At 60.5% G+C, this 21,609-nt stretch carries 21 protein-coding genes; 9 read left to right on the top strand and 12 right to left on the bottom strand.

All coding sequences use genetic code 11. The features are described 5' to 3' along the window. Window positions 1-153 precede the first annotated feature (153 nt). Window positions 154-1,353 (top strand): DUF3142 domain-containing protein, encoded by a 1,200-nt coding sequence (locus tag NR126_RS04115; RefSeq protein ID WP_256829715.1) that lies wholly within the window; start codon window positions 154-156, stop codon window positions 1,351-1,353. Beyond that, window positions 1,340-3,478 (top strand): hypothetical protein, encoded by a 2,139-nt coding sequence (locus NR126_RS04110; RefSeq protein WP_256829713.1) that lies wholly within the window; start codon window positions 1,340-1,342, stop codon window positions 3,476-3,478. Before NR126_RS04115 ends, NR126_RS04110 begins: the two co-directional genes overlap by 14 nt. 10 nt (window positions 3,479-3,488) lie before the next feature. Here the strand turns inward: NR126_RS04110 and lpdA are convergent, their stop codons facing one another. Beyond that, entirely contained in the window at window positions 3,489-4,889 is a 1,401-nt protein-coding gene (lpdA, locus tag NR126_RS04105) for a dihydrolipoyl dehydrogenase (protein WP_027616739.1), read from the bottom strand. 302 nt (window positions 4,890-5,191) lie between these two features. Between lpdA and cfaB the strand changes: the two genes are divergently transcribed. Continuing rightward, window positions 5,192-6,379, top strand: a complete 1,188-nt coding sequence (cfaB, locus tag NR126_RS04100) for a C17 cyclopropane fatty acid synthase CfaB (protein ID WP_256829712.1) — start codon at window positions 5,192-5,194, stop codon at window positions 6,377-6,379. Here cfaB and cls read toward each other — a convergent pair. Further along, complete coding sequence (gene cls, locus NR126_RS04095; protein ID WP_105753543.1) at window positions 6,376-7,815, bottom strand: cardiolipin synthase; 1,440 nt, start codon at window positions 7,813-7,815, stop codon at window positions 6,376-6,378. The genes cfaB and cls overlap by 4 nt on opposite strands. A gap of 131 nt (window positions 7,816-7,946) precedes the next feature. On the opposite strand from cls, the gene NR126_RS04090 reads away from it, so the two are divergent. Continuing rightward, entirely contained in the window at window positions 7,947-8,468 is a 522-nt protein-coding gene (locus NR126_RS04090; RefSeq protein ID WP_027616742.1) for a DUF3617 domain-containing protein, read from the top strand. Between the two features lie 9 nt (window positions 8,469-8,477). On the opposite strand, the gene NR126_RS04085 is transcribed toward NR126_RS04090, so the two are convergent. The 5 genes from NR126_RS04085 to NR126_RS04065 form a co-directional block, all read right to left on the bottom strand. Beyond that, window positions 8,478-9,365 (bottom strand): His/Gly/Thr/Pro-type tRNA ligase C-terminal domain-containing protein, encoded by an 888-nt coding sequence (locus NR126_RS04085; RefSeq protein WP_027616743.1) that lies wholly within the window; start codon window positions 9,363-9,365, stop codon window positions 8,478-8,480. 37 nt (window positions 9,366-9,402) lie between these two features. Continuing rightward, window positions 9,403-10,740, bottom strand: a complete 1,338-nt coding sequence (locus NR126_RS04080; protein ID WP_256829711.1) for a dihydroorotase — start codon at window positions 10,738-10,740, stop codon at window positions 9,403-9,405. Window position 10,741: 1 nt separating this feature from the next. Continuing rightward, a complete protein-coding gene (locus tag NR126_RS04075) occupies window positions 10,742-11,302 on the bottom strand; it encodes a DapH/DapD/GlmU-related protein (RefSeq protein ID WP_027616745.1) in 561 nt (186 codons plus the stop codon). Continuing rightward, window positions 11,299-12,195, bottom strand: coding sequence for a GTP cyclohydrolase FolE2 (folE2, locus tag NR126_RS04070; RefSeq protein WP_027616746.1), 897 nt, complete (start codon window positions 12,193-12,195; stop codon window positions 11,299-11,301). Before folE2 ends, NR126_RS04075 begins: the two co-directional genes overlap by 4 nt. An 88-nt stretch (window positions 12,196-12,283) precedes the next feature. After that, window positions 12,284-12,661 (bottom strand): hypothetical protein, encoded by a 378-nt coding sequence (locus NR126_RS04065; RefSeq protein WP_027616747.1) that lies wholly within the window; start codon window positions 12,659-12,661, stop codon window positions 12,284-12,286. A gap of 135 nt (window positions 12,662-12,796) precedes the next feature. On the opposite strand from NR126_RS04065, the gene zigA reads away from it, so the two are divergent. From zigA to NR126_RS04050, 3 genes are all read left to right on the top strand, one after another. Continuing rightward, window positions 12,797-14,005: a zinc metallochaperone GTPase ZigA gene (zigA, locus tag NR126_RS04060; RefSeq protein WP_027616748.1), complete on the top strand. Its 1,209-nt coding sequence runs from the start codon at window positions 12,797-12,799 to the stop codon at window positions 14,003-14,005. Beyond that, on the top strand, window positions 14,005-14,616 hold the full coding sequence (locus NR126_RS04055; RefSeq protein ID WP_033865964.1) for a DUF1826 domain-containing protein: 612 nt from the start codon (window positions 14,005-14,007) through the stop codon (window positions 14,614-14,616). The genes zigA and NR126_RS04055 overlap by 1 nt, the downstream gene beginning before the upstream one ends. Window positions 14,617-14,704: 88 nt before the next feature. Then, complete coding sequence (locus NR126_RS04050) at window positions 14,705-15,661, top strand: GTP-binding protein (RefSeq protein ID WP_256829813.1); 957 nt, start codon at window positions 14,705-14,707, stop codon at window positions 15,659-15,661. Here NR126_RS04050 and NR126_RS04045 read toward each other — a convergent pair. Further along, window positions 15,655-16,053 (bottom strand): DUF3301 domain-containing protein, encoded by a 399-nt coding sequence (locus NR126_RS04045; RefSeq protein WP_256829710.1) that lies wholly within the window; start codon window positions 16,051-16,053, stop codon window positions 15,655-15,657. The two genes, NR126_RS04050 and NR126_RS04045, sit on opposite strands and share 7 nt — an antisense overlap. 115 nt (window positions 16,054-16,168) lie before the next feature. On the opposite strand from NR126_RS04045, the gene pdxY reads away from it, so the two are divergent. Next, window positions 16,169-17,041, top strand: a complete 873-nt coding sequence (gene pdxY, locus NR126_RS04040) for a pyridoxal kinase PdxY (RefSeq protein WP_027616752.1) — start codon at window positions 16,169-16,171, stop codon at window positions 17,039-17,041. Window positions 17,042-17,051: 10 nt separating this feature from the next. On the opposite strand, the gene NR126_RS04035 is transcribed toward pdxY, so the two are convergent. Beyond that, window positions 17,052-17,534, bottom strand: coding sequence for an acyl-CoA thioesterase (locus tag NR126_RS04035; RefSeq protein ID WP_027616753.1), 483 nt, complete (start codon window positions 17,532-17,534; stop codon window positions 17,052-17,054). Window positions 17,535-17,785: 251 nt separating this feature from the next. Between NR126_RS04035 and NR126_RS04030 the strand changes: the two genes are divergently transcribed. Next, window positions 17,786-19,549: a cation:proton antiporter gene (locus NR126_RS04030; protein WP_027616754.1), complete on the top strand. Its 1,764-nt coding sequence runs from the start codon at window positions 17,786-17,788 to the stop codon at window positions 19,547-19,549. A 21-nt stretch (window positions 19,550-19,570) separates the two neighbouring features. Here the strand turns inward: NR126_RS04030 and NR126_RS04025 are convergent, their stop codons facing one another. From NR126_RS04025 to NR126_RS04015, 3 genes are all read right to left on the bottom strand, one after another. Beyond that, window positions 19,571-19,978 (bottom strand): SMI1/KNR4 family protein, encoded by a 408-nt coding sequence (locus NR126_RS04025; RefSeq protein ID WP_014720555.1) that lies wholly within the window; start codon window positions 19,976-19,978, stop codon window positions 19,571-19,573. A gap of 135 nt (window positions 19,979-20,113) precedes the next feature. Further along, on the bottom strand, window positions 20,114-20,989 hold the full coding sequence (locus tag NR126_RS04020) for a Tim44 domain-containing protein (RefSeq protein ID WP_027616755.1): 876 nt from the start codon (window positions 20,987-20,989) through the stop codon (window positions 20,114-20,116). A gap of 178 nt (window positions 20,990-21,167) precedes the next feature. Beyond that, window positions 21,168-21,608: an EamA family transporter gene (locus NR126_RS04015; protein ID WP_105753547.1), complete on the bottom strand. Its 441-nt coding sequence runs from the start codon at window positions 21,606-21,608 to the stop codon at window positions 21,168-21,170. Window position 21,609 lies beyond the last annotated feature (1 nt).

Genomic DNA, 21,609 nt, shown 5'->3' with positions numbered 1-21,609 from the left:
GATTTGCACGAGCACTGCCCCTTGTAGGAGCGAGCCTGCTCGCGAAGAACCTGAGTTCGCCGCAGGGTGTCAGGTTAACAACGTCATCGTTGAAGACCTTCGCGAGCAGGCTCGCTCCTACAAAGGCAGTGCCTTAGCAGCCACAGGCCAGTTATGTCGACGATTCATTTCCTGCGTTGTGCACTGCTGTGCAGCCTCGCGCTCCTGGGCGGTTGCGGGCAATCAAGTACGCCGTCCCTCGATCAACAACTCTACATCTGGCAACGGCAATGGACCCCGGCCCATGCCGAGGCCCTGGCGCAATCGCGTGACGGGTTTTCAACCCTGCGAGTGTTGGCGCTGCAAAATCATCCACACGCTGGCTGGCGCCGGGCGCAGATCGATAGCGCCCTGTTGAAAATCGACGCGCGCCCATTGATTGCGGTGGTGCGGCTAGATGGGCAGCTCAAGCAGCTGGACGCTAGCGAAACCATCAAACAAATCCTTCAGGTAGCCGCCGATTGGCAGGCCCAGAGCCTGACGCTGGCGGGTGTGGAAATCGACCACGACGCCGGGACCGCGCGGCTGCCGGCCTATCGGCAGTTTCTCGAGACGTTGCGTAATGCGCTGCCGGTTTCCTTGAAATTGAGCATCACCGCATTGCCGGCCTGGCTCGACAGCCCGCAGCTGCCCGGTCTTCTGGCGCAAGTCGACAGCAGCGTGTTGCAAGTACACGCCGTCAGCGATCCCAAACGGGGTTTGTTCGATCCGGTGCAGGCCAAGCAGTGGGCCGAGCGCTGGAGCCGGGCGACTGACAAACCGTTCTACCTGGCATTACCGGCCTACGGTATCGCCGTGCTGCCGGGCGATGGCGGGGCGCCGCTGGTGGAAAGCGAGGTACCCATCGAGCAGGGTGGGCAGCGCCGTGAACTGATGGCTGACCCGCAACAACTGTCGACCTTGGCCGCTCAATTGCGTCATGCACCGCCAGCTCATCTCGCCGGCCTGATCTGGTTTCGCCTGCCACTTGCGGGTGATCGACGCGCCTGGAGCCTGACCACTTTGCGCGCTGTGGCCCAGGGCAATCCGCTGCGCAGCGGTTTGGCACTGAACCTTTCCGGTAACGACGGTCTCTACGACATCGTCCTGCGCAATGATGGCAACCTCGACAGCGCCTTGCCGGCACGGCTGACGCTGGCGGCGACCCAGTGTGAGGCGGCAGACGGGCTCAACGGCTACGCGTTGCAACAGACACCAGGGAAACTCGAATTCAGCCGTCTCAAGGACGGCCGCCTGCCTGCCGGTGCCCAGCGCACGTTGGGCTGGGCACGCTGCACAACCATCGATCAAGGAGGTTCACATGTTTTCCCGTAACGGGTCGCGGCTGTTGTTGGCCATTAGCCTGAGTGTGCCGCTGGGCACGGCGCTGGCCTGCGGACCGGATTTCCCACTGCGCCTGCTGGGCGATCGGGCACAGACCCTCGGCGAGTTGCCGGAAGGCAGTTTCCAGTTCGAGGTCAATCGACTGGGCAAGGCGATTACCGGGCTCAAGCCGGCGACGGCCACGGTTCCCCGTTATGACTATGGCAGTGACGAAGATCCCTACCTGAAGGCGCGGACTGCGGCGGAGCAAGTGGGCTTGAACGACGCTCAGCGCACGCTGGTGGCGCAGTTGCGAACCTTGAGCACTGCTCAGCGAGTGCAAGCGGAGAGCGCCGGCCTGGCCGCCGAACTGAGCCTGTACACGGCCGGCGCGGTCGCTTTCAATGCCGGCGACGCGGCGCTGGCGGCGGAGTATTTCCGCCAAGTGCTGGCGTTGCCGGCCGATCAGCGTGGGTTGCGCAGCACCTGGGCGGCGTATTCGCTGGGCCGGGCGTTGGTCGCTGTCAGTCAGCAGGCCAGCGAGCTGGATGACGCCGAGCGCCACGACCTTTTGCAACAGGCGCGCGAGGCCTTTTCCCAGGCCCGGCAACTGAGCATCGACGGCTTCAGCGACCCATTGGACCTGGGCATTGCCAGCCTGGGTGAAGAGGCGCGAGTGGTGCGTCAAGCCGGTGACTGGAACACGGCTGTCGAGTTGTATGCCAGCCAGAGTTCGCTGGGGTCGCCGGTGGGTTATAGCTCGCTCAAGCAGTTGGTGCAGGAACTCAATGCGCTACCTGAGGCCCAACTCAATCGCTTGCTCGAGGGCAAGGCGGTGCAGCAGTTGGTCACGGCGGCGCTGATCAGCCATGTCGGCTGGTCGTTTGGCGAACAGCCGCCGACTGAGCAAAAAATGATCAAGGCGCTGCTGCATAACACCGCCGGCAGCCTCGACAATGCCGATCGCCTGGCGGCGCTGAACTATCAGGTGGGTGATTACGCCACCAGCAAAACCTTGCTGGAGCATGCCGGCGACGGCGGCCTGGCGTGGTGGTTGCGGGCGAAAATTGCCCTGCGCGATGGCGACAAAGCCTCGGCCGTGAGCGCTTACGCAAAAGCGGCGAAAGCCTTTCCGCAGGACGAGGACTGGGGCTATCGCGACACGGCGAGTGGCGACTTCGAAACCCTCAAGCCGGGTTGCCGGGTCGAGGGCGAAAGTGCCTTACTGGCCCTGGAGCGCGGTGACTACCTGCAAGCCTTCGAGCAGCTCTATCGCAGCCAGGACCTGTATTGGCAGGATGCGGCGCAGGTGGCGGAACGCGTACTGACGGTCGATGAACTCAAGCAGTTCGTCGATCAACAGGTTCCGGCTCCGGCCCCCCTGACTCAGGCGCAGCGCGACAACTACGAGCCGATCCCGGTAGCCGCGCGATTGCGTGATCTGCTGGGGCGTCGCTTATTGCGTGAACAGCGCTTCGAGCAAGCGCCGGCGTACTTCGAAAACCCGCAATTGCAGGGGCTGGCCAAGGAATACGGTGACTTACGCGAGCAGGCGCAATCGGGATGGTGGCCGACCAAACGCGCGCAAGCTTTCTACGACGCCGGCCGTTTGGCCCGTGAGCATGGCATGGAGTTGCTCGGTTACGAGATGGCGCCGGACTACGCCACCTTCGAGGGTAATTTCAGCCTGGACATCCCTGAGATCAAGCCTGCACCGCTGATTTCCGATGCCGAGGTACAGCGCCAACAAGCCAGCGCCGCGCAACCCGATCTGCGTTTCCATTACCGCTACGTCGCCACTGGGTTGGTGAGCCAAGCGGCCGATCTGTTGCCCCACAGCAGCCAGGCATTCGCCGCGGTGCTTTGCCAGGCTTCGGGTTGGGGCACCAGCCTTGCCGACCAGAGCGCGTTATACCGGCGCTATGTCGAACAAGGGCCGTACGTGCCTTGGGCGGAGAACTTCGGGCAGCAATGCCAGCAACCCGATTTCACTGCGGCCAACAAACGTTACGTGACCCAGTCGCTGGACGGTCTGCGTACGGGCTTGCGCCCCTACAAACGTGCGCTACAGGTGACTGCGATCCTCCTGGTGGTTGGCGCCGGCTTGCTGATGCTGCGCCGGCGCCGGGCGCGTTAAGAAAAGGTGGTTACATCTGGGTCGCCATCCCCTCGACATTCATCGCGGCCTGACGCAAGGCCTCGGAGCGTGTCGGGTGTGGGTGGCAGGTCAGCGCGATATCCTCGGCCGAGGCCGAGAACTCCATGGCCACGCAATACTCGCCAATCATCTCGCTGACATTCGGTCCGACCAGATGCACGCCCAGGACCTCGTCGGTGCGCTCGTCGGCGAGGACTTTGGCAAAGCCTTCAGTTTCATGGTTGATCTTGGCCCGGCTGTTGGCGCTGAACGGAAATTTGCCGACCTTGTAGGCGTGTCCCTCAGCCTTGAGTTGCTCTTCGGTCTTGCCGACACTGGCCAGTTCCGGCCGGGTATAGATCACGCTGGGGATCAACTCGTAGTTTACTTCGCCAGCCTTGCCGACGATTTGCTCGACGCAGGCCATGGCTTCGTCTTCGGCCTTGTGGGCGAGCATCGGTCCCGAGGTGACATCACCGATCACCCAGAACCCGGGCACTTCGGTGCGATGACCACGGTTGCTCAGCATGCCGCGTGAATCAGTGGTCAGGCCTACGTTTTCGAGGCCAAGGCCCTGGGTGAACGGCCGGCGTCCGATAGCCACCAGCACATAATCCGCCTCGAGTGATTCGGCACTGCCGCCCGCCGCCGCTTCCAGGCTCAGTTGCACGCCTGTGGGGGAGGGGGTTGCTGCAGTCACTTTGGTGCCCAGCTTGAAATTGATGCCCTGTTTGCCGAGGGCGCGTTGCAGGGTTTTACCCGCTTCCAGGTCGGTGCCCGGGCAGATGCGGTCGAGGTATTCAACCACCGTGACCTGCGCTCCGAGACGACGCCAGACCGAGCCAAGTTCGAGGCCGATCACCCCGGCCCCGATGACCACCAAATGCCTGGGCACTTCGCTGAGGGACAGGGCGCCCGTGGAGTCGAGAATGCGCTGGTTGTCGATGGTGACGCCAGGCAGCGGCGTCGGTTCAGAGCCTGTGGCGATAATGATGTCCTTGGCCAGCAGTTCTGTTTTATTGCCCTCGACGTCGGTGACGCTGACCTTGCCCGGGCCATCGATATGACCCCAGCCTTTGATCCACTCGACCTTGTTCTTGCGAAACAGGAATTCGATGCCCTTGGTCAGGCCAGCAACGCTTTCTGCTTTCTGTTTCATCATCTGCGCCAAATTGAGCGTCGGCTTGACCTCGATCCCCAGGTGGGCAAATTCCGTTCCCATCGCCGCTTCATAGAGTTCGGACGCGTGCAGCAGTGCCTTGGACGGCATGCAGCCCACATTAAGGCAGGTGCCGCCCAGCGTCGCTCGGCCTTCGACACAGGCGGCCTTGAGCCCCAGTTGGCCGGCGCGGATCGCCGCGTTGTAGCCGCCGGGGCCGCCTCCCAGAATCACGATGTCGTAGGTGCTCATGGCATTACTCCTGTGTCGGTGTGCGATGGAGATTAAACGTAGCGATCAGATAATATTATGCTTGTAATATTTGCGCTGCGCAGATTCAAAGTCAAGCCGTCATGATTATTCGAACTGCGCCGAAAATTGACAGTCAACCGCAGTGAGGGCGTGCCTGTGCAGGCGTTCTTCTGCCTGAAGGACAGGTTTAACGACAGCGTTCTGTGCGCTATGACCGATGGAAAAAGGCGTATATTTCGATAGCCTGCTAATTTTCTACTATGGTCTACCCTCATGACAGACGTCTGGAACAGGGGGTTTTCATGCTCGCTCAACTTCCACCGGCTTTGCAGAACCTGCATTTGCCACTGCGTTTGCGACTGTGGGACGGCCACGAATTCAACCTGGGCCCGGCGCCCAGTGTCACTATCGTGGTCAAGGATCCGCAGATGGTCTCGCAGTTCACCCACCCCAGCCTCGACCTGCTCGGCGCAGCCTTTGTTGAAGGCAAGCTGGAGCTGGAAGGCTCGATCAGCGATGTGATCCGGGTGTGTGACGAGTGGAGCCAGGCGCTGCTCAACGAAGACGATGACAGCCAGCCGGTACGCACCGCCCACGACAAAGCCACCGACGCGGCGGCGATCTCCTATCATTACGACCTGTCCAATGCGTTCTATCAGCTGTGGCTCGACAGCGACATGGCGTACTCCTGCGCCTATTTCGAGACCGGCAGCGAAACCCTCGAGCAGGCGCAGCAGGCGAAATTCCGTCACCTGTGCCGCAAGCTCCGGTTGCAACCGGGGGAATACCTGCTGGACGTGGGCTGCGGTTGGGGCGGGCTGGCGCGCTATGCCGCGCGGGAATTCGGGGTCAAGGTGTTCGGCATTACCTTAAGCAAGGAGCAGTTGGCTCTGGCGCGGGAGCGGGTGAACGAAGAGGGGCTGCAGGATCAGGTCGAATTGCAGCTGCTCGACTATCGCGACCTGCCGCAGGATGGCCGTTTCGATAAGGTGGTGAGTGTCGGCATGTTCGAACACGTCGGCCATGCCAACCTGGCCGAATATTGCCGGACATTATTTGGTGCGGTACGTGAAGGCGGCCTGGTGATGAACCACGGGATTACCGCCAAATCGATCGATGGGCGTCCGGTGGGGCGGGGCGCGGGTGATTTTATCGAGCGCTATGTGTTCCCCAATGGTGAGTTGCCCCATCTGTCGATGATCTCCGCCGAGATCAGTGAGGCCGGACTGGAGATCGTCGATGTCGAAAGCCTGCGCCTGCACTATGCGCGCACCCTGGATCACTGGAGCGAGCGGCTCGAAGACAACTTAGATGCCGCGGCCAAAGAGGTTCCGCAGCAAGCGCTGCGTATCTGGCGCTTATACCTGGCTGGCTGCGCTTATGCCTTTGCGCGGGGCTGGATCAACCTGCACCAGATTCTCGCAGTCAAAGCCCACGCCGATGGCAGTCACGAGTTGCCCTGGACCCGCGACGATATCTACCACCCCTAGAGAATCGGCGAAATCAGCCGGGCGACCCGCATGCCGAGCTGTTGCAGGCGGTGGGTTTGCCGGCCTGCATCCTTGTTCAGTTCTTGCGACAGGGCAAAGTCCTGTTCAAGCATGCGCTCCACTTCGCCAGCGAAGACGCTGTCCACGGTGAGCAGCATCACCTCGAAGTTGAGCCTGAAGGAACGGTTGTCGAGGTTGGCGCTGCCAATGGCGCTGATTTCACCGTCGATCAACACCACCTTCTGGTGCAGGAAACCGGGCTGATAGCGAAACACCCGAACGCCGGCGCGCACAGCTTCGAACGCATAGAGGCTGGAGGCGGCGTAAACGATGCGGTGGTCCGGTCGCGACGGCAACAGCAGGCGCACGTCGACGCCGCGCAGGACGGCCAGGCGCAGGGCGGCGAATACTGCTTCATCGGGGACGAAGTAGGGGCTGGTGATCCACACTCGTTCGGTCGCCGCGTGGATGGCCTCGACAAAAAACAGCGAGCAGGTTTCATAAGGGTCCGCCGGCCCACTGGCCAGCAGTTGGCAGAGAACGCCGTCATCCGGATAGCTTTGCGGCAGGATCAGCGGTGGCAACTCCCGTGCTGCCCAGAACCAGTCTTCAGCGAACGACTCTTGCATGCAGGCCACCACCGGCCCGCTGACCGCCACGTGGGTGTCGCGCCACGGCGACAGTGGCGGCTTGGCGCCCAGGTACTCATCGCCGACGTTATGCCCGCCGACAAAACCCTGCAGGCCGTCGACCACGACGATCTTGCGGTGATTGCGAAAATTCACCTGGAAGCGATTGAGCCAGCCGCTGCGGGTGGCGAAGGCTTTGACCTGCACGCCGGCGTCGCGCAGGGTCTGCACATAGCTGTGGGGCAGGGAATGGCTGCCAATGCGGTCATAGAGCAAATACACCGCGACCCCTTGCGCAGCTTTTTCCAGCAGCAGGCTTTGCAGGCGGCGCCCGAGTTCGTCGTCATGGACGATGAAAAACTGGATCAATATCGCTTCGCGTGCCTGCTCGATGGCGTCGAAGATTGCGTCGAAGGTGGCATGACCGTTGATCAACAGCCGCACCTGATTATTTGCCAGGCAGGGCATCCGCCCCAGCTTGGGCATGGCGCGCAGAGAGGCGTAGGCGGCTGAAGCACGGGCGGTCAGCGCTTCTTCGACCCACGGCCGCCAGTTCAAGTCGGCGATGGCCCGGCGCATCTGTTCGTTGGCCTGGCGTCGGGCCTTGATGTAGGCATCGAAAGTACTGCGGCCGAACACCAGATAAGGAATCAGGGTCAGGTAGGGGATGAAGACCAGCGACAGTGCCCAGGCGATTGAGCCTTGTGCGGTGCGCACGGTGAGAACGGCATGGATGGCCGCAATCGAGCCCAGGGAATGAATGAGCGCAATCAGGTAGGCAAAAAGATGAGGTCCGAAAAAATCCATGGGGCAACCTTGCTCCGGAGAATTCAATGCCTAACAGACCATGTTCCAGGCGCAATGTCGCTATTTAATTCGCCATGCAACCGAAGTAGATTGGCGACGTCTAACGGCCATTACTGACTGGGAGTTACTTGATGAACGTACGTCTGCTGGGTTGGCTCATGGCTGTTGGCTTGTCGGTTCCTGTCGCCGCGCAGGCGCAGATGCTACAACCGGGGTTGTGGGAACTGACCTCGAGCAATATGAAGGTCGATAACCAGAACCTGCCGGACCTGCAATTGATCCTCAGCCAATTGGGCAATCAAATCACTCCGGCGCAGAAAGCCGCGCTGGAGAAGCAGGGGATCAATATGGGCGGCAAGGGGATTCGTGTGTGCCTGACCCCGGAGCAAGTGAAGACGGACGATATCCCGCTGCAAGACCCGCAATCGGGCTGCAAGCAAGAGGTCACCGACCGCAGTGGTAATCAGTGGAAGTTCCGCTTCAGTTGCCCGAAAGCCCAGGGCACAGGCGTCGCCACTTTCCTCAGCGACCGCGAGTTCAATGCTTCGGTCAACGGCACCTTCAATGCCACCGGCATTCAGCAAGCGGGCAGCATGGACACCCGCGCCGTATGGCTGGGGCAGGATTGCGGCACGGTCAAACCGCGCGCCTGAAGTCTGCACTTACGGTGCTGCGCCCTCGCGAGCGAGCGTCCCGCCACGCAATCGCTCGCAGGCCGCGGCAATATTCATCTGACCCAAATTCTCACCCTCGCCGCTGCGCAGGCTGACGAAGTCGCCGGCCATTTCCCGCTCGCCCACCACTAATAGATAAGGCACCGCTTGTGAGCGGTGCTGACGGATTTTGTCGGCGATTTTCTCGTTGCGCACGTCGGAGTTGGCTCGTACTCCGGCTCGGCGCAGGGCGTCGGTCACCGACTGGGTGTATTCGATCTGGCGCTCATCGACGCTCACCACCATCGCCTGCTGTGGTGCTCGCCATGCGTCGAGCTCTTGCTGATCGGTCCAGCACACCCCGTAGATCCGCTGCCGTGCGCTGCCATTCACATGCGCCAGGCTGAAGGCGCGCAATACATTGGTGGACGGGGCGTGGGGACCTGCGCCGACCGTGGCGCAGTGCGCCAACTGATACAAGGCCAGGACATGCCGGATGGAGTGATTGGCCAGCGCCAGGGCGTACATCCTCGCTTCGATCAGGCGCAGATCATCGGGGTGCAAGGTTCGGCTGTGGGAGAACTCGCAATAGAAGCCGTCACCGACCACTGAGCCGGCGAGGATGCTGGCGCGAGCGTGCAGTTGCTTGATCGCCATTGCCAGCAGGAGGGCGCAGGAGCGTCGAAGGATTTCCAGGCCTTCAGGTTCGCGGGCGGTCACAATACCCACGCGGGCGTTATGGCGGATAACGAAGGCGCAATCGACCAGGGTACCGTTGACCCGACCGGCGACGGCGGCCCTGGCCAGGCCCAGGCCAATACTCGACGCCAGCTCGGAGACGGAGAGGGGTTGGTCGAACTCACGCAGTGTGCCGTCTGGCAGAGTGATCTGGAGCATGCTCAGTGACCCCCGGTAGTCATACAGGTAACCGGATTCAACGGTTGAACCGTAAGGGCAAACCCTTGCAGCTGTCATTAAGACTTTCGGCGTGCCAGGCGATCTGACCCGACACTAAAGTGGTAGATACGCTGTGGCGAAACCGCCGCTCGGCAAAGGGCGTCCAGCCACATTGCGCCAAAATCGGCTGGCGGGATACCGCCCGACCCTCGGGCTCTGGGCGAATCAGCACCAGGTCGGCCCAGTAGCCTTCGCGTAAGTATCCGCGGTCAGGAATGGCGAACAGGTCGGCCACGCGATGACTGGTCTTGGCGACCAGCGTGGTCAACGGCAGTACGTGGTCGGCCACCAGTTCCAGCAATGCGGGCAGGGCATGTTGTACCAAGGGTAGACCGGCTGGGGCCAGTGGGTAGGGGCGCTGTTTCTCTGCCCAGGTATGCGGGGCATGGTCACTGCCGATAACGTCCAGTCGATTGCCCAACAATGCCAGGCGCAGGGCGTCACGATCGGCCTGGGTCTTGATTGCCGGATTGCATTTGATCAAGTTGCCCAGGCGCGGATAGTCACGGTCATCGAACAACAAATGATGCAGACAAACCTCGGCAGTAATCTGTTTCTGCGCCAGGGGTTTGTCCTCGAACAGGGTCAGCTCCTGCGCGGTGGTCAGGTGCAGGACGTGTAATCGGGTGCCAAAGCGCTTGGCCAATTCCACCGCCAGTGACGAGGAGCGAAAGCATGCCTGAGCGTCGCGAATCAGGGGGTGAGCGCCGGCTGGAATATTGTCGCCATAGCGCTCGGCGAAACGCTGCTGGTTTTCCTGAATGCTCGGCGTGTGCTCGCAGTGTGCCAGGAGCACGGTGGGTACTTCGGCAAATAGACGCTCCAGTACCTGCGGGTCATCCACCAGCATGTTGCCGGTCGAGGCGCCCATGAACACTTTGACGCCGGCCACGGCGCTTGGGTTGAGCGCCGCGACCGTATCGAGGTTGTCGTTGCTGACCCCGAAGTGGAAGCCATAGTTGGCCACGGAACTGAGTGCAGCTCGACGTTTTTTGTCCTCCAGTGCGGCCAGCGTCAACGTCGCGGGCTGAGTGTTGGGCATGTCCATAAAACTGGTGATGCCACCCACCACGGCAGCCCGCGATTCTGTGTAGAAGCTGCCTTTGTCTGGCGCGCCAGGCTCACGAAAGTGCACTTGGTCGTCGATCATCCCTGGCAACAACCATTGGCCATTTGCGTCGATTTCCAATGCCGCATTTTCGCCCTCGATGCTACTGGCGATTTTGACGATCCGGCCGTGATCTACCAGCAGATCCGCATCGAACTGCTGCCCCTCATTGACCAGACGCGCGTTGCGAATCAGCACGCTATTCATCTCAGAACTCGTTCTGCAGGGCTTTATACCCGCGCACCAGGTCGACGTTGGTACGCGCGACATCTTCGGAAAACTCCGAGGCGCTGACGCTGACCGGCGGGAATTGGGACAGGTCGGTTGCGGGGCCGATCCGTGTGGTCGAGGGTACGTAAAAAGCCGGAGGCAGATCCCGGCCGTCGACCACCGAGTTATGCCGCACCACACAGCCGTCACCTACGGCGCAATTGAACAGCACGCTATTGAAACCGATGAACACCCGATCACCGACGGTGCAGGGGCCATGGACGATGGAGCGATGAGCGATTGAGCTGAACTCGCCAATGGTCACGGCAGCACCTGATTTGGAGTGGATGACCACGCCGTCCTGAATGTTCGAATTGGCGCCAATGGTGATCGGCTGCATGCTGCCTGACGCATCGACTTCATCGGCACGGATGACGGCGTAGGGCCCGACAAAAACGTTTTCGCCAATGATCACCTTGCCGCAGATGATTGCGGTTTTATCGATGTAGGCGGACTCGGCAATGACGGGCAAATCGCCGGAAGGATTCTTGCGGATCATGCGGCCTCCCGCTTCCAGCGGCTTTCGGCCACGGCGTCATGAGCGTGCAAGCTCTCGGCGTGGACCACGCGCAGGTCAAATCCCTGGAGGCCGGGAAAGCGTCTTAACGCCAGGTGCAGGCGTCGCGCCGCATCTTCACAGAACATCAGGTTCTGCCCGTTGGCCAAGGCGAAGGCCTGCTCGTCCACGCGCTTGACTGCGGTTTGCACGGCGGTTCCCAGCGCTGCTTCGGCGGCGTTGATGGCGGCAACCAAGGGTAGGTCGTCCACGCTGTTATCCAGATGCAGGTTCAGATGAGCGGTGCTGCGCTGGCTATGAGGCGTTGCCGTGATGCCATTCGCTGAGCCAAGCCAGGTCAGGACGTCTGCGTGATGCAAAGGCTTGTTGGCAAAGTCGTCGACGAATTGCTGTTGAATCAGCTGTCTGGAGAGCGCGGCTGAGCACGGGCAGGTGGATGAGTAAGGCACCTCTAACTTCAGTTCCACGTGGAACATTTCGCACTGCAGGCGCGCATCAACGATCAGTGGATAGCTTTTCCATCCCGCCAACGGACTGACCAATGCCGGTCGTTTCAACAGCAAGGCCGTATGAATGCGCAGGTAGGCGGCTTGGGACAAACCGTTGTGGCTATCGAGGAATGATTGCAGTACGCGGCGTAGCAGGGCGGGACTCAAGTTCCCCAACTCCAGCATTTCCAACGCCAGGTACAACCGCGACATATGAATGCCCCGGGCCTCTGCGTTATCCAGGCTGACACCCGCGTCAGCGATCGCACTTACACGCTGGTCATCCAGGATTACAGGAACAGCGATCCCGCACATGCCCACCCAATCCAGAAGCAAAGATTGGCGTGAAGCCTGCGCGGCTATATCCGGCAAAGTCAGGGCATTCATGAATAGGTCCGTCGGTGAAATTTTGAAAGATGTTATATCGTAACAATACGTCCGGCGAGAGTTTTTTTGATGCGCGGTTAAAGCGGTTTTAGCAGCCGGTCAAGCGGCTACAAGTGAACCTGGCACTTGAGCCTCCCGAACTGGAAAAACGGTTGAGGGTGGTCCAACCAACGCGCCGGCTGTAGCCGACCCAGGCTTCGCCGTCGGAGGCCAGGCCGGTGAAGAAGGTCAGTTGGCCGTAACGGCTGCTGGTCTGCGCCCAATAGCGTTTGCCGAGCTGTTCATAGCCGCGCGTGTAGGTGGTATCGCCTGCGGTGGCAATGCTATAGGCATTGCCTTGCGGATCCACGCAAGCCAGCAGATTGGCGCTGCGGGTGCAGGTTGTCTGGCCTGGCGGTAAAGCATTAGCGTCAGTCATGACCATCAGCGACAGGCCGAAAAGCGTGCATTTCAAGGCGATGTGCATGGGATTCTCACAGTAGGGGCGCGCTCAGGATTACGCCCTTCGTCGTGGGGCGGCAAGGGCAGAGTGGATTATTTGCATTGTTATACTATAACATTTGCGATTCGCCGTTTTCTCGCTCCTCATGGAGGACCCCTGATGCCCAATCGTCTCCCCGTTACCGTGTTGTCCGGTTTTCTTGGTGCCGGCAAAAGTACGCTGCTCAACCATGTCCTGCGCAACCGCGAGAACTTGCGGGTGGCGGTGATCGTCAACGACATGAGTGAAATCAACATCGACGGCAGCGCGGTGCAACGCGATGTCACCCTCAACCGCGCCCAGGAAAAGCTCGTGGAAATGAGCAACGGCTGCATTTGCTGCACCCTGCGCGAGGATTTGCTGGAGGAGGTCAGTGCGCTGGCCCGTGACGGTCGCTTCGATTATCTGTTGATCGAGTCCACTGGGATTTCCGAGCCGTTGCCGATAGCAGAGACCTTCACCTTTCGCGATGAATCGGGCCAAAGCCTGGCGGATATCGCGCGCCTGGACACCATGGTGACGGTGGTCGACGGGATGAACTTCCTGCTCGACTATCAGGCCGCTGAAAGTCTTGCCTCTCGCGGGGAGACCCTGGGTGAGGATGACGAGCGGTCGATCACGGATTTGCTGATCGAGCAGATCGAATTCGCGGATGTGCTGCTGATCAGCAAGATCGATTTGATCAGCAGCGCCGAGCGCGAAGAGTTAGTGGCGATTCTCAAGCGCTTGAACGCCCAGGCGCGGATTATTCCGATGGTCATGGGGGAGGTGCCGCTCAAGCAGATTCTCAACACCGGTCGCTTCGATTTCGAGAAAGCCTCACAAGCCCCCGGCTGGTTGCAGGAGTTGCGCGGCGCGCATGTGCCGGAAACTACCGAGTACGGCATCGCCTCAAGCGCCTATCGAGCGCGTCGGCCGTTTCATCCGCAGCGCTTCTTCAATTTTATCAATCGCCCCTGGGTGAACGGGAAGCTGCTGCGTTCAAAAGGGTTTTTCTGGCTGGCCAGCAAGCACCAGGACGCCGGCAGTTGGTCGCAGGCCGGTGGTTTGATGCGTCATGGTTTTGCCGGGCGCTGGTGGCGGTTCGTGCCGAAAAACCAGTGGCCAGATGATCAGGAAAGTACCGCTGCGATTCTGCAGAACTGGACGGCAACCACCGGTGATTGCCGCCAGGAGCTGGTGTTCATTGGCCAGAACATCGACTTCGCCCAGCTGACTAATGAGCTTGATGAGTGCCTGTTGAGTGATGCTGAGATGGCGCTGGGTATCGAGGGCTGGCGTCTGCTGGAAGATCCTTTTGGACCCTGGATCGACGAGGAGGCGGCCTGATGCCGAAGCAGGTCCTTGGCCAGACTCCCGAGGTGTTCGCCCGGATACTCGAGGACGATACCAACCTGACCGTCTGGCAGCGTCAGTTACCGCTGCATATCGCCGATTTCGGTGAGTTGCTGCTGTCGTTGCAGCAGCCATTGGCCGAGTCGCTGGTGGTGGAGTTGGCGGATGACGAAGTACCGCCGAACTTGAAGGGATTGGCCTCCAGCTACAGCGATCTCGAGGGATACGAAGGCTTTATCGCCGATGTGTCCTGGCTGATTAGCGCTTTTGCCTGCCTGTTGGGCGCGCGGCGCATTGGCGTTCGTGTTCGAGCGCTGGATAAGGCCATGTGTCCGCGCTTTCACGTTGATCACGTACCGGTGCGACTGATTACCACCTATGCCGGCCTCGGCAGCCAGTGGCTTGGAGAAGACGCCATGAGCCGTCAGCATCTGGGCAATGTGCTAGCCGAGCCCGAGGACTGTCAACACATGCTCTGTGGTGAAGTGGCGCTGCTCAAGGGCGAAAAGTGGCAAGGTAACGAAGGATTTGGCCTGGTCCACCGATCGCCTCAACCGCTGTCTGGTGAACGCCGGTTGATCCTGACCCTGGACTGGCTGGCCTGAGTCCGGCGGTGATAGTGCATCGCTCATTGCTCAGGCATATTGGTGGCACCTCTCCATGATGCCGTTATCTGCTGTGAAATCTTCCAGTCTGTTGCACAACATCCCCACCCACGTGATTGCCGGCCCGCTGGGGGCTGGCAAGACCAGTTTGCTCAAGCAATTGCTGGCGCAGCGGCCAGTACATGAGCGCTGGGCCGTGCTGATCAATGAGTTCGGGCAAATCGGCATCGACGCTGCGCTGCTGACCTCCGATGCCGATGGCATCGCCTTGGGCGAAGTCGCCGGCGGCTGCCTGTGTTGCGTCAACGGCGCTCCGTTCCAGATTGGTCTGGGGCGCCTTCTGCGCAAATCCCGCCCTGACCGCCTGTTCATTGAGCCTTCCGGGCTTGGCCATCCCGTCCAGTTAATCCGGCAACTGAGCGAAGCGCCTTGGCGAGGCGTGTTGACGATCCAGCCCTGCGTCATGGTGCTCGATGCGCAAGCACTGGCCGCCGGTAAACCGCTGCCGAGCGCTCAAGAACAAGCTATACCGGATGCCGGCCTGTTGCTGTTGAACAAGGCGGCCGATCTGGGTGACGAAGCGCGACAACGGATTCGCGACCGGTTGCCACAGATTCCGCTGATTTGGACCGAGCAGGGGCAGTTACTCTTGAGCGAGCTGCCGGGAATCGAGCAGCGCGGCAACGCCGCTGTGGATAACGTGAGCGGGGCATCGGCCTCGCCGCCGCTGATCTGGACCGATCCACGTTTGCCAATCTGCCTCAGTCAGCATCAGAAAGGCGGCTGGAGCATCGGTTGGCGCTGGCACCCGAGCCAGGTGTTTGATCGCCAGGGGCTGCAGGACTGGCTGCAGACGCTGGATTGGCGCCGGGCAAAAGCGGTTATCCACAGCCCTGACGGCTGGGAGTCGCTCAACGCGCTGGATAACGCCGGCTTGCAGTGGCAGCCCAGTGAATGGCGTCAGGACTCACGTCTGGAATTGATTTTCGACGCACCACAGGCAATTGACGAACTAAAGGAGCACTTTGCGCGCTGCCGTCACTGACGCCACTTGCTGTGATCCTGGCGCCATTGGCTGAGCTCGATGACTTCGGCGCTTTGCACCTCGGGCTTTTCCTCGTGGGGGATCGGGTAGGGCGCCAGTTCGATCTGCGCACTGTGGGCGCCGAACTGGGTGATAGTCCCGGTATGGCGGGGTTCGCCGGTCACGGTGAACTCAAAGTTGTAGATCCGCGCCAGGCGCCGGCGTCCATTGGCGTCTTTGACCAAGCCGATTTTTTTCAGCGCCACGTTACCGTCGAGCAGTTCGATATCGAGTTTGGCGCAATGCCGCTTGACCCTCTCCAGCGCCCGCTCGCGCAAGCCGTGGTTGTGCCACAGCCACGCCGCACCGGTGGCCAGCAGCATCAGGACAAAGATGTTTCCCAGGGTCAGCATCCACAACACTCCAACTAATTAGCCGCAGCTTAACTGCGACATTGGCCTGTCGTACAGGCTGCGTTTAGTCGCATACTGCTCGGCTCGAATTTCAATGGTTTTACGGACATCCCGCATGAAACGTACACCTCATCTGCTCGCCATCCAGTCTCACGTGGTTTTCGGTCATGCCGGCAACAGCGCCGCGGTTTTCCCGATGCAGCGGGTCGGGGTAAATGTCTGGCCGCTGAACACGGTGCAGTTTTCCAACCACACTCAGTACGGCCAGTGGGCGGGCGAGGTACTGGCGCCGCAGCAGATTCCGGCGCTGGTGGAGGGAATTGCGGCGATTGGCGAACTGGGTAACTGCGATGCAGTGCTATCGGGTTATCTGGGCAGTGCCGATCAGGGCCGGGCGATCCTCAGTGGCGTGGCGCGAATCAAGGCGGTCAATCCTCATGCCTTGTACCTCTGTGATCCGGTGATGGGACATGCCGAGAAAGGCTGCATCGTGCCTGCCGAGGTCAGCGACTTCCTGCTGAACGAAGCCGCGTCGGTGGCCGACTTCATGTGCCCGAACCAGTTGGAGCTGGACAGCTTTTCCGGGCGCAAGCCGCAGTCACTGTTCGATTGCCTGGCCATGGCCCGGGCGCTGTTGGCCCGTGGCCCGAAGGCAGTGCTGGTCAAACATCTGGATTATCCCGGCAAGTTGCCGGACGGGTTCGAGATGCTGTTGGTGACGGCTGAAGGCAGTTGGCATCTACGTCGACCGCTGCTGGCCTTTCCGCGTCAGCCTGTCGGCGTTGGCGACCTGACGTCGGGTCTGTTCCTCGCGCGTGTCCTGCTGGGTGACAGCCTGGTTGCTGCGTTTGAATTCGCCGCCGCGGCGGTGCACGAAGTGCTGCTGGAAACCCAGGCCTGCGCCAGCTACGAACTGCAACTGGTGCGGGCCCAGGATCGTATCGCTCATCCGCGGGTGAAATTCGAGGCGACGGCAATCAGCCTCTGACGCTCGCGCATCAGACGTCGGCCTTGAGTTCCTGGTAACGCTTTTCCATTTCCTGGCGGATCTGCCGGCGCTGCTTGCCCTGGATGAAGCGGCGGCGGTCCTCGCTGTTCTGCGGCTGCAGCGGCGGGACGGGGGCCGGCTTGCGCTCATCGTCGAGCGAGACCATGGTGAAGAAGCAACTGTTGGTGTGACGCACCGAGCGCTCGCGGATGTTTTCGGTGACCACCTTGATGCCGACTTCCATCGACGTGTTGCCGGTGTAGTTGACCGACGCAAGGAACGTCACCAGTTCACCGACATGAATCGGTTCGCGAAAGATCACCTGGTCGACCGACAGGGTCACTACGTAGCGGCCGGCATATCGGCTGGCGCAGGCGTAGGCCACTTCATCCAGGTATTTGAGCAGGGTGCCGCCGTGGACATTGCCAGAGAAGTTGGCCATGTCGGGGGTCATCAGGACGGTCATCGACAGCTGGGCGTTTCCGGGTTCCATAGCACACTCACGGTGGTAGGCAGCAATTCGGGGAGCGCCTCTGCGGGCACTTGATCAGTTTTTAAAACCATCCTTTACGGGACGCCACGCCCGGCGCGGTCGTCACGCTTGTATCCATCTGTTTCCATATATTGCACCGCGTTTCTGCCTTAAGTCGCGGTGTTACCCTGCGAAAGTCCTTTTGCGTGGCCTTTTCTCGTGCCCGTTGATCGGATGCCGCCGCCCGTACCCCACGTCAAGGAGCCTTCGCCATGCATGCCATCAGTTTCATTCAGGATTTGGCAGTGATCATGATGGTGGCCGGGGTAGTGACCGTATTGTTTCACCGGATGAAACAACCGGTGGTCCTCGGTTACATCGTCGCCGGCTTCATCATCGGTCCGCACACGCCACCATTCGGGCTGATTCACGACGAACAGACCATCAAGACCCTGGCGGAGTTGGGGGTGATCTTCCTGATGTTCTGTCTCGGTCTGGAGTTCAGCCTGCGCAAGCTGTTCAAGGTCGGCGCGACGGCCTTTATCGCGGCGTTCCTGGAAATCGTGCTGATGATCTGGATCGGCTACGAAATCGGCCGCTGGTTCGACTGGAACACCATGGATTCGCTGTTCCTTGGCGCAATCCTGGCCATTTCCTCGACCACCATCATCGTCAAGGCTCTGAATGACTTGAAGATGAAAAACGAGCGCTTTGCCCAGCTGATTTTTGGCGTGCTGATCGTCGAGGACATTCTGGGCATCGGCATCATTGCCTTGCTCTCGAGCATCGCCGTCAGTGGCACCGTGAGTTCCGGCGAGGTGTTCTCCACCGTCGGCAAACTGTCGCTGTTCATGATCGTCGCCCTGGTGGTGGGCATCCTGCTGGTGCCCAGACTGTTGGCCTACGTGGCCAAATTCGAAAGCAATGAAATGCTACTGATCACCGTGCTGGGCCTGTGTTTCGGTTTCTGCCTGCTGGTGGTCAAGCTGGAGTACAGCATGGTGCTGGGAGCGTTCCTGATTGGCGCAATCATGGCCGAGTCCCGGCAGTTGCTGAAAATTGAGCGTTTGATCGAACCGGTTCGCGACCTGTTCAGTGCGATCTTCTTCGTCGCCATCGGCCTGATGCTCGACCCGATGATCCTGTTGCAATACGCCTGGCCGATTGCAGTGATTACCGTGGCGGTGGTGCTGGGGAAAATGTTCTCGTGCGGGCTCGGGGCATTCATTGCCGGCAATGATGGACGTACCTCACTGCGGGTAGGGATGGGGTTGTCGCAGATTGGCGAATTTTCTTTCATCATCGCAGCGCTGGGCATGACCCTGCAGGTCACCAGTAATTTCCTTTACCCGGTGGCCGTGGCGGTTTCGGTGATCACCACCCTGCTGACGCCATACCTGATCCGTGCCGCCGATCCGTTGTCGATCAAGCTCGCCAATGTGATCCCGACCCGGCTGGGTCGGGTGTTGGGGATGTATGGCGAATGGCTGCGCAGTATTCAGCCGCAGGGTGAGGGCGCGATGCTGGCCTCGATGATCCGGCGGATTCTGTTGCAGGTCGGGGTCAACCTGGCGCTGGTGGTGGCGATCTTTTTCTCGGGGGCGTTCTTTGCCGAGCGCATGTCTGCCTACCTGCAAGACTGGATCAGTGACCCGAGTTGGCAGAAAGCGTTGATCTGGGGTGGGGCGTTGCTGGTGTCGTTGCCGTTCCTGATTGCGGCTTATCGCAAGCTCAAGGCACTGTCGATGCTGCTGGCAGAGATGGGCGTCAAGCCGGAGATGGCCGGGCGCCATACACAGCGCGTGCGTCGAGTGATCGCCGAGGTGATCCCGATTCTCTCGCTGTTGGTGATTTTCCTGTTGCTGGCAGCCTTGTCGGCCAGCATTTTGCCGACCAACAAGTTACTGCTGCTGATTGCCGTGGTCACTGCTGCCGTGGCGGCATTGCTTTGGCGTTGGTTCATCCGCGTGCACACGCGGATGCAAGTGGCCCTGCTGGAAACCCTGGATAACCACAAGGAGTCATCCGGGCATTGACCCGGCCGGGCGTCTGGCCCATCAGCTTTCCAGCCAGACGTCCCGCGCCCAGTGCCATACCGATTCCCAGGTCTCTTCGGTGACCAGTTCTTCTTCGGCCGACCACAGCACCACAGTGCCGTCTTCCTCGACGCAGTAGTAGTCGTCACCGTCCTGGCAGATCGGGATCAGGCTGCGGTCGACGCCGGCATCCCATGCGTTGGCGGCAACGTCTGGCAGGTAGGTGTGGGATTGTGGGTCGGTGACAGTCACCGGCTCCAGGCTGCCGTAGACGACATCGCTGACGGTCAGCAGGAATTCGCGGAAGACAAACGGGATGTCGATGAACAGCTGTTCCTCGATTTCCACCAGCAGGTCTTCGTCGGGCAGCTCCAAGGGCACCGGTACCGGTTCGTTGGCTTCTCGCAGTTGTTCGATGATTTCTTCCACGTCCGGGATCCTCTTGCTCAATGGCGCGGTTTGGTTGGGGCGGTTTATACAGTAGCTTGCTATAGATGCAACCGCGAAATAGAAAACCCCAGCCGAGGCTGGGGTTTTTTTTACTGCATGCAAAACTGCAGGGTATTAGCCGTTCTGGCGGATACCGGCGACCAGCCAAGGCTGGTTCTCGCCTTGCGGACGTTCCATGTTCCAGCTTTCGCTGAACACTTCGCCCTGGTCGAAGCGCGAGGTCTTCGACACGCCGCTGAAGGTCAGAGTGGCGATGGTCTTGTCTGCGCGATCGTCCACGCCGTCCAGTTGCACGGTCAGGTTGTCGATGTAGGTCGACTGGAAGCCGTCGCCCAGGTCGGCACGTTCGCGCTTGAGGAACTCAAGCAGTTGCGGGGTCACGAACTCGGCGATCTTGTCCATTTCGTTGGCGTCCCAGTGCTGTTGCAGGGACTGGAAGTGGTTGCGCGCAGCTTCGATGAAGCGCTGTTCATTGAACCAGGCTGGTGCGTTGATCACCGGACGAGCGGCAGCGGGTGCAGCCGAGCCACCGAAGATCGAGCCCATGGCCGGCTTCTGCTCGAAGGCTTCACGTTGCATAGGTGCGTGACCGGCAGGTGCCAGGTGCTCCTGCTGCTTGCGACGACGCGAAGCGATGAAGCGGAAGATCACGAAGGCGATGACCGCCATGATCAGCATGTCGAAGATCTGCATGCCCTGGAAGCCGTCGCCCATGAACATGGAGGCCAGCAGGCCACCGGCAGCGATACCTGCCAGAGGGCCGAGCCAGCGCGAAGCACCGCCGGCCTTGGCGGCAGCGCCAGCAGCACCGGCAGCACCGGCGGTCGCAGCTGCGCCGCCCATGCCTGGAGAGGAAGGAGCCATTTGGCTGGTCTGGTGCGACGGCGCAGCGCCGGAGCTTTTGCCGCCACCAAAGCGCTTGGCGTTGGCGTCCAGGCTCATCGTCAGGCCGATGCACAACGCCATGGCGATGCTAAGAAAACGTTTCATAAAGGGAATTCCCATTTGTGGATGGCACGCGCGCCATGTTGCACAGGTGAAGTGTTACTGGCTAGCGGCAGAGTGTTTCGGGCTTTTGCCTGACAGGCTGCGTTCAGCTCAGTCGGTACGTGTAGGGCTATGTTCTTTTGTCTGTAGGACGGGGTGCTTGGTTCAGTAGAAAAGTCGTTTAGCGGCGTAGTGCCAATAGAACTACGCCCGCTGATATCAGGCCGATCCCAGCCCATTGCCGCAGGTCGAGTCTCTCCCCCAGCAGGATCACCCCCAGTACTGCCACCAGCACCACGCTGAGCTTGTCCACCGGGGCGACCAGCGAGGCCGGTCCGAGCTTGAGCGCACGGAAGTAGCAGATCCACGAGGCGCCGGTCGCCAGCCCTGATAACAGCAGGAACAAATAGCTTTTGCCGGAGATCGATCCCAGGGATTGATATTGGCCCGTTGCGTACAAAATCAAGGCCAGGCTGACCAGCACCACGATCGTACGCAGTAGCGTCGCGAAGTCGGAATTGACGTTTTCAATGCCGACCTTGGCAAAGATCGCGGTCAGGGCCGCGAAAGCTGCCGACATCAGGGCCCAGAATGTCCAGGAGGAAAAGAAACCCGAGCCCATG

The sequence above is a fragment of the Pseudomonas sp. Pse1 genome, assembly GCF_024519635.1.
Classification (GTDB): Bacteria; Pseudomonadota; Gammaproteobacteria; order Pseudomonadales; family Pseudomonadaceae; genus Aquipseudomonas.
Note: the sequence above shows the minus strand (reverse complement) of the source record. Positions and strands in the feature narration are given on the sequence as shown.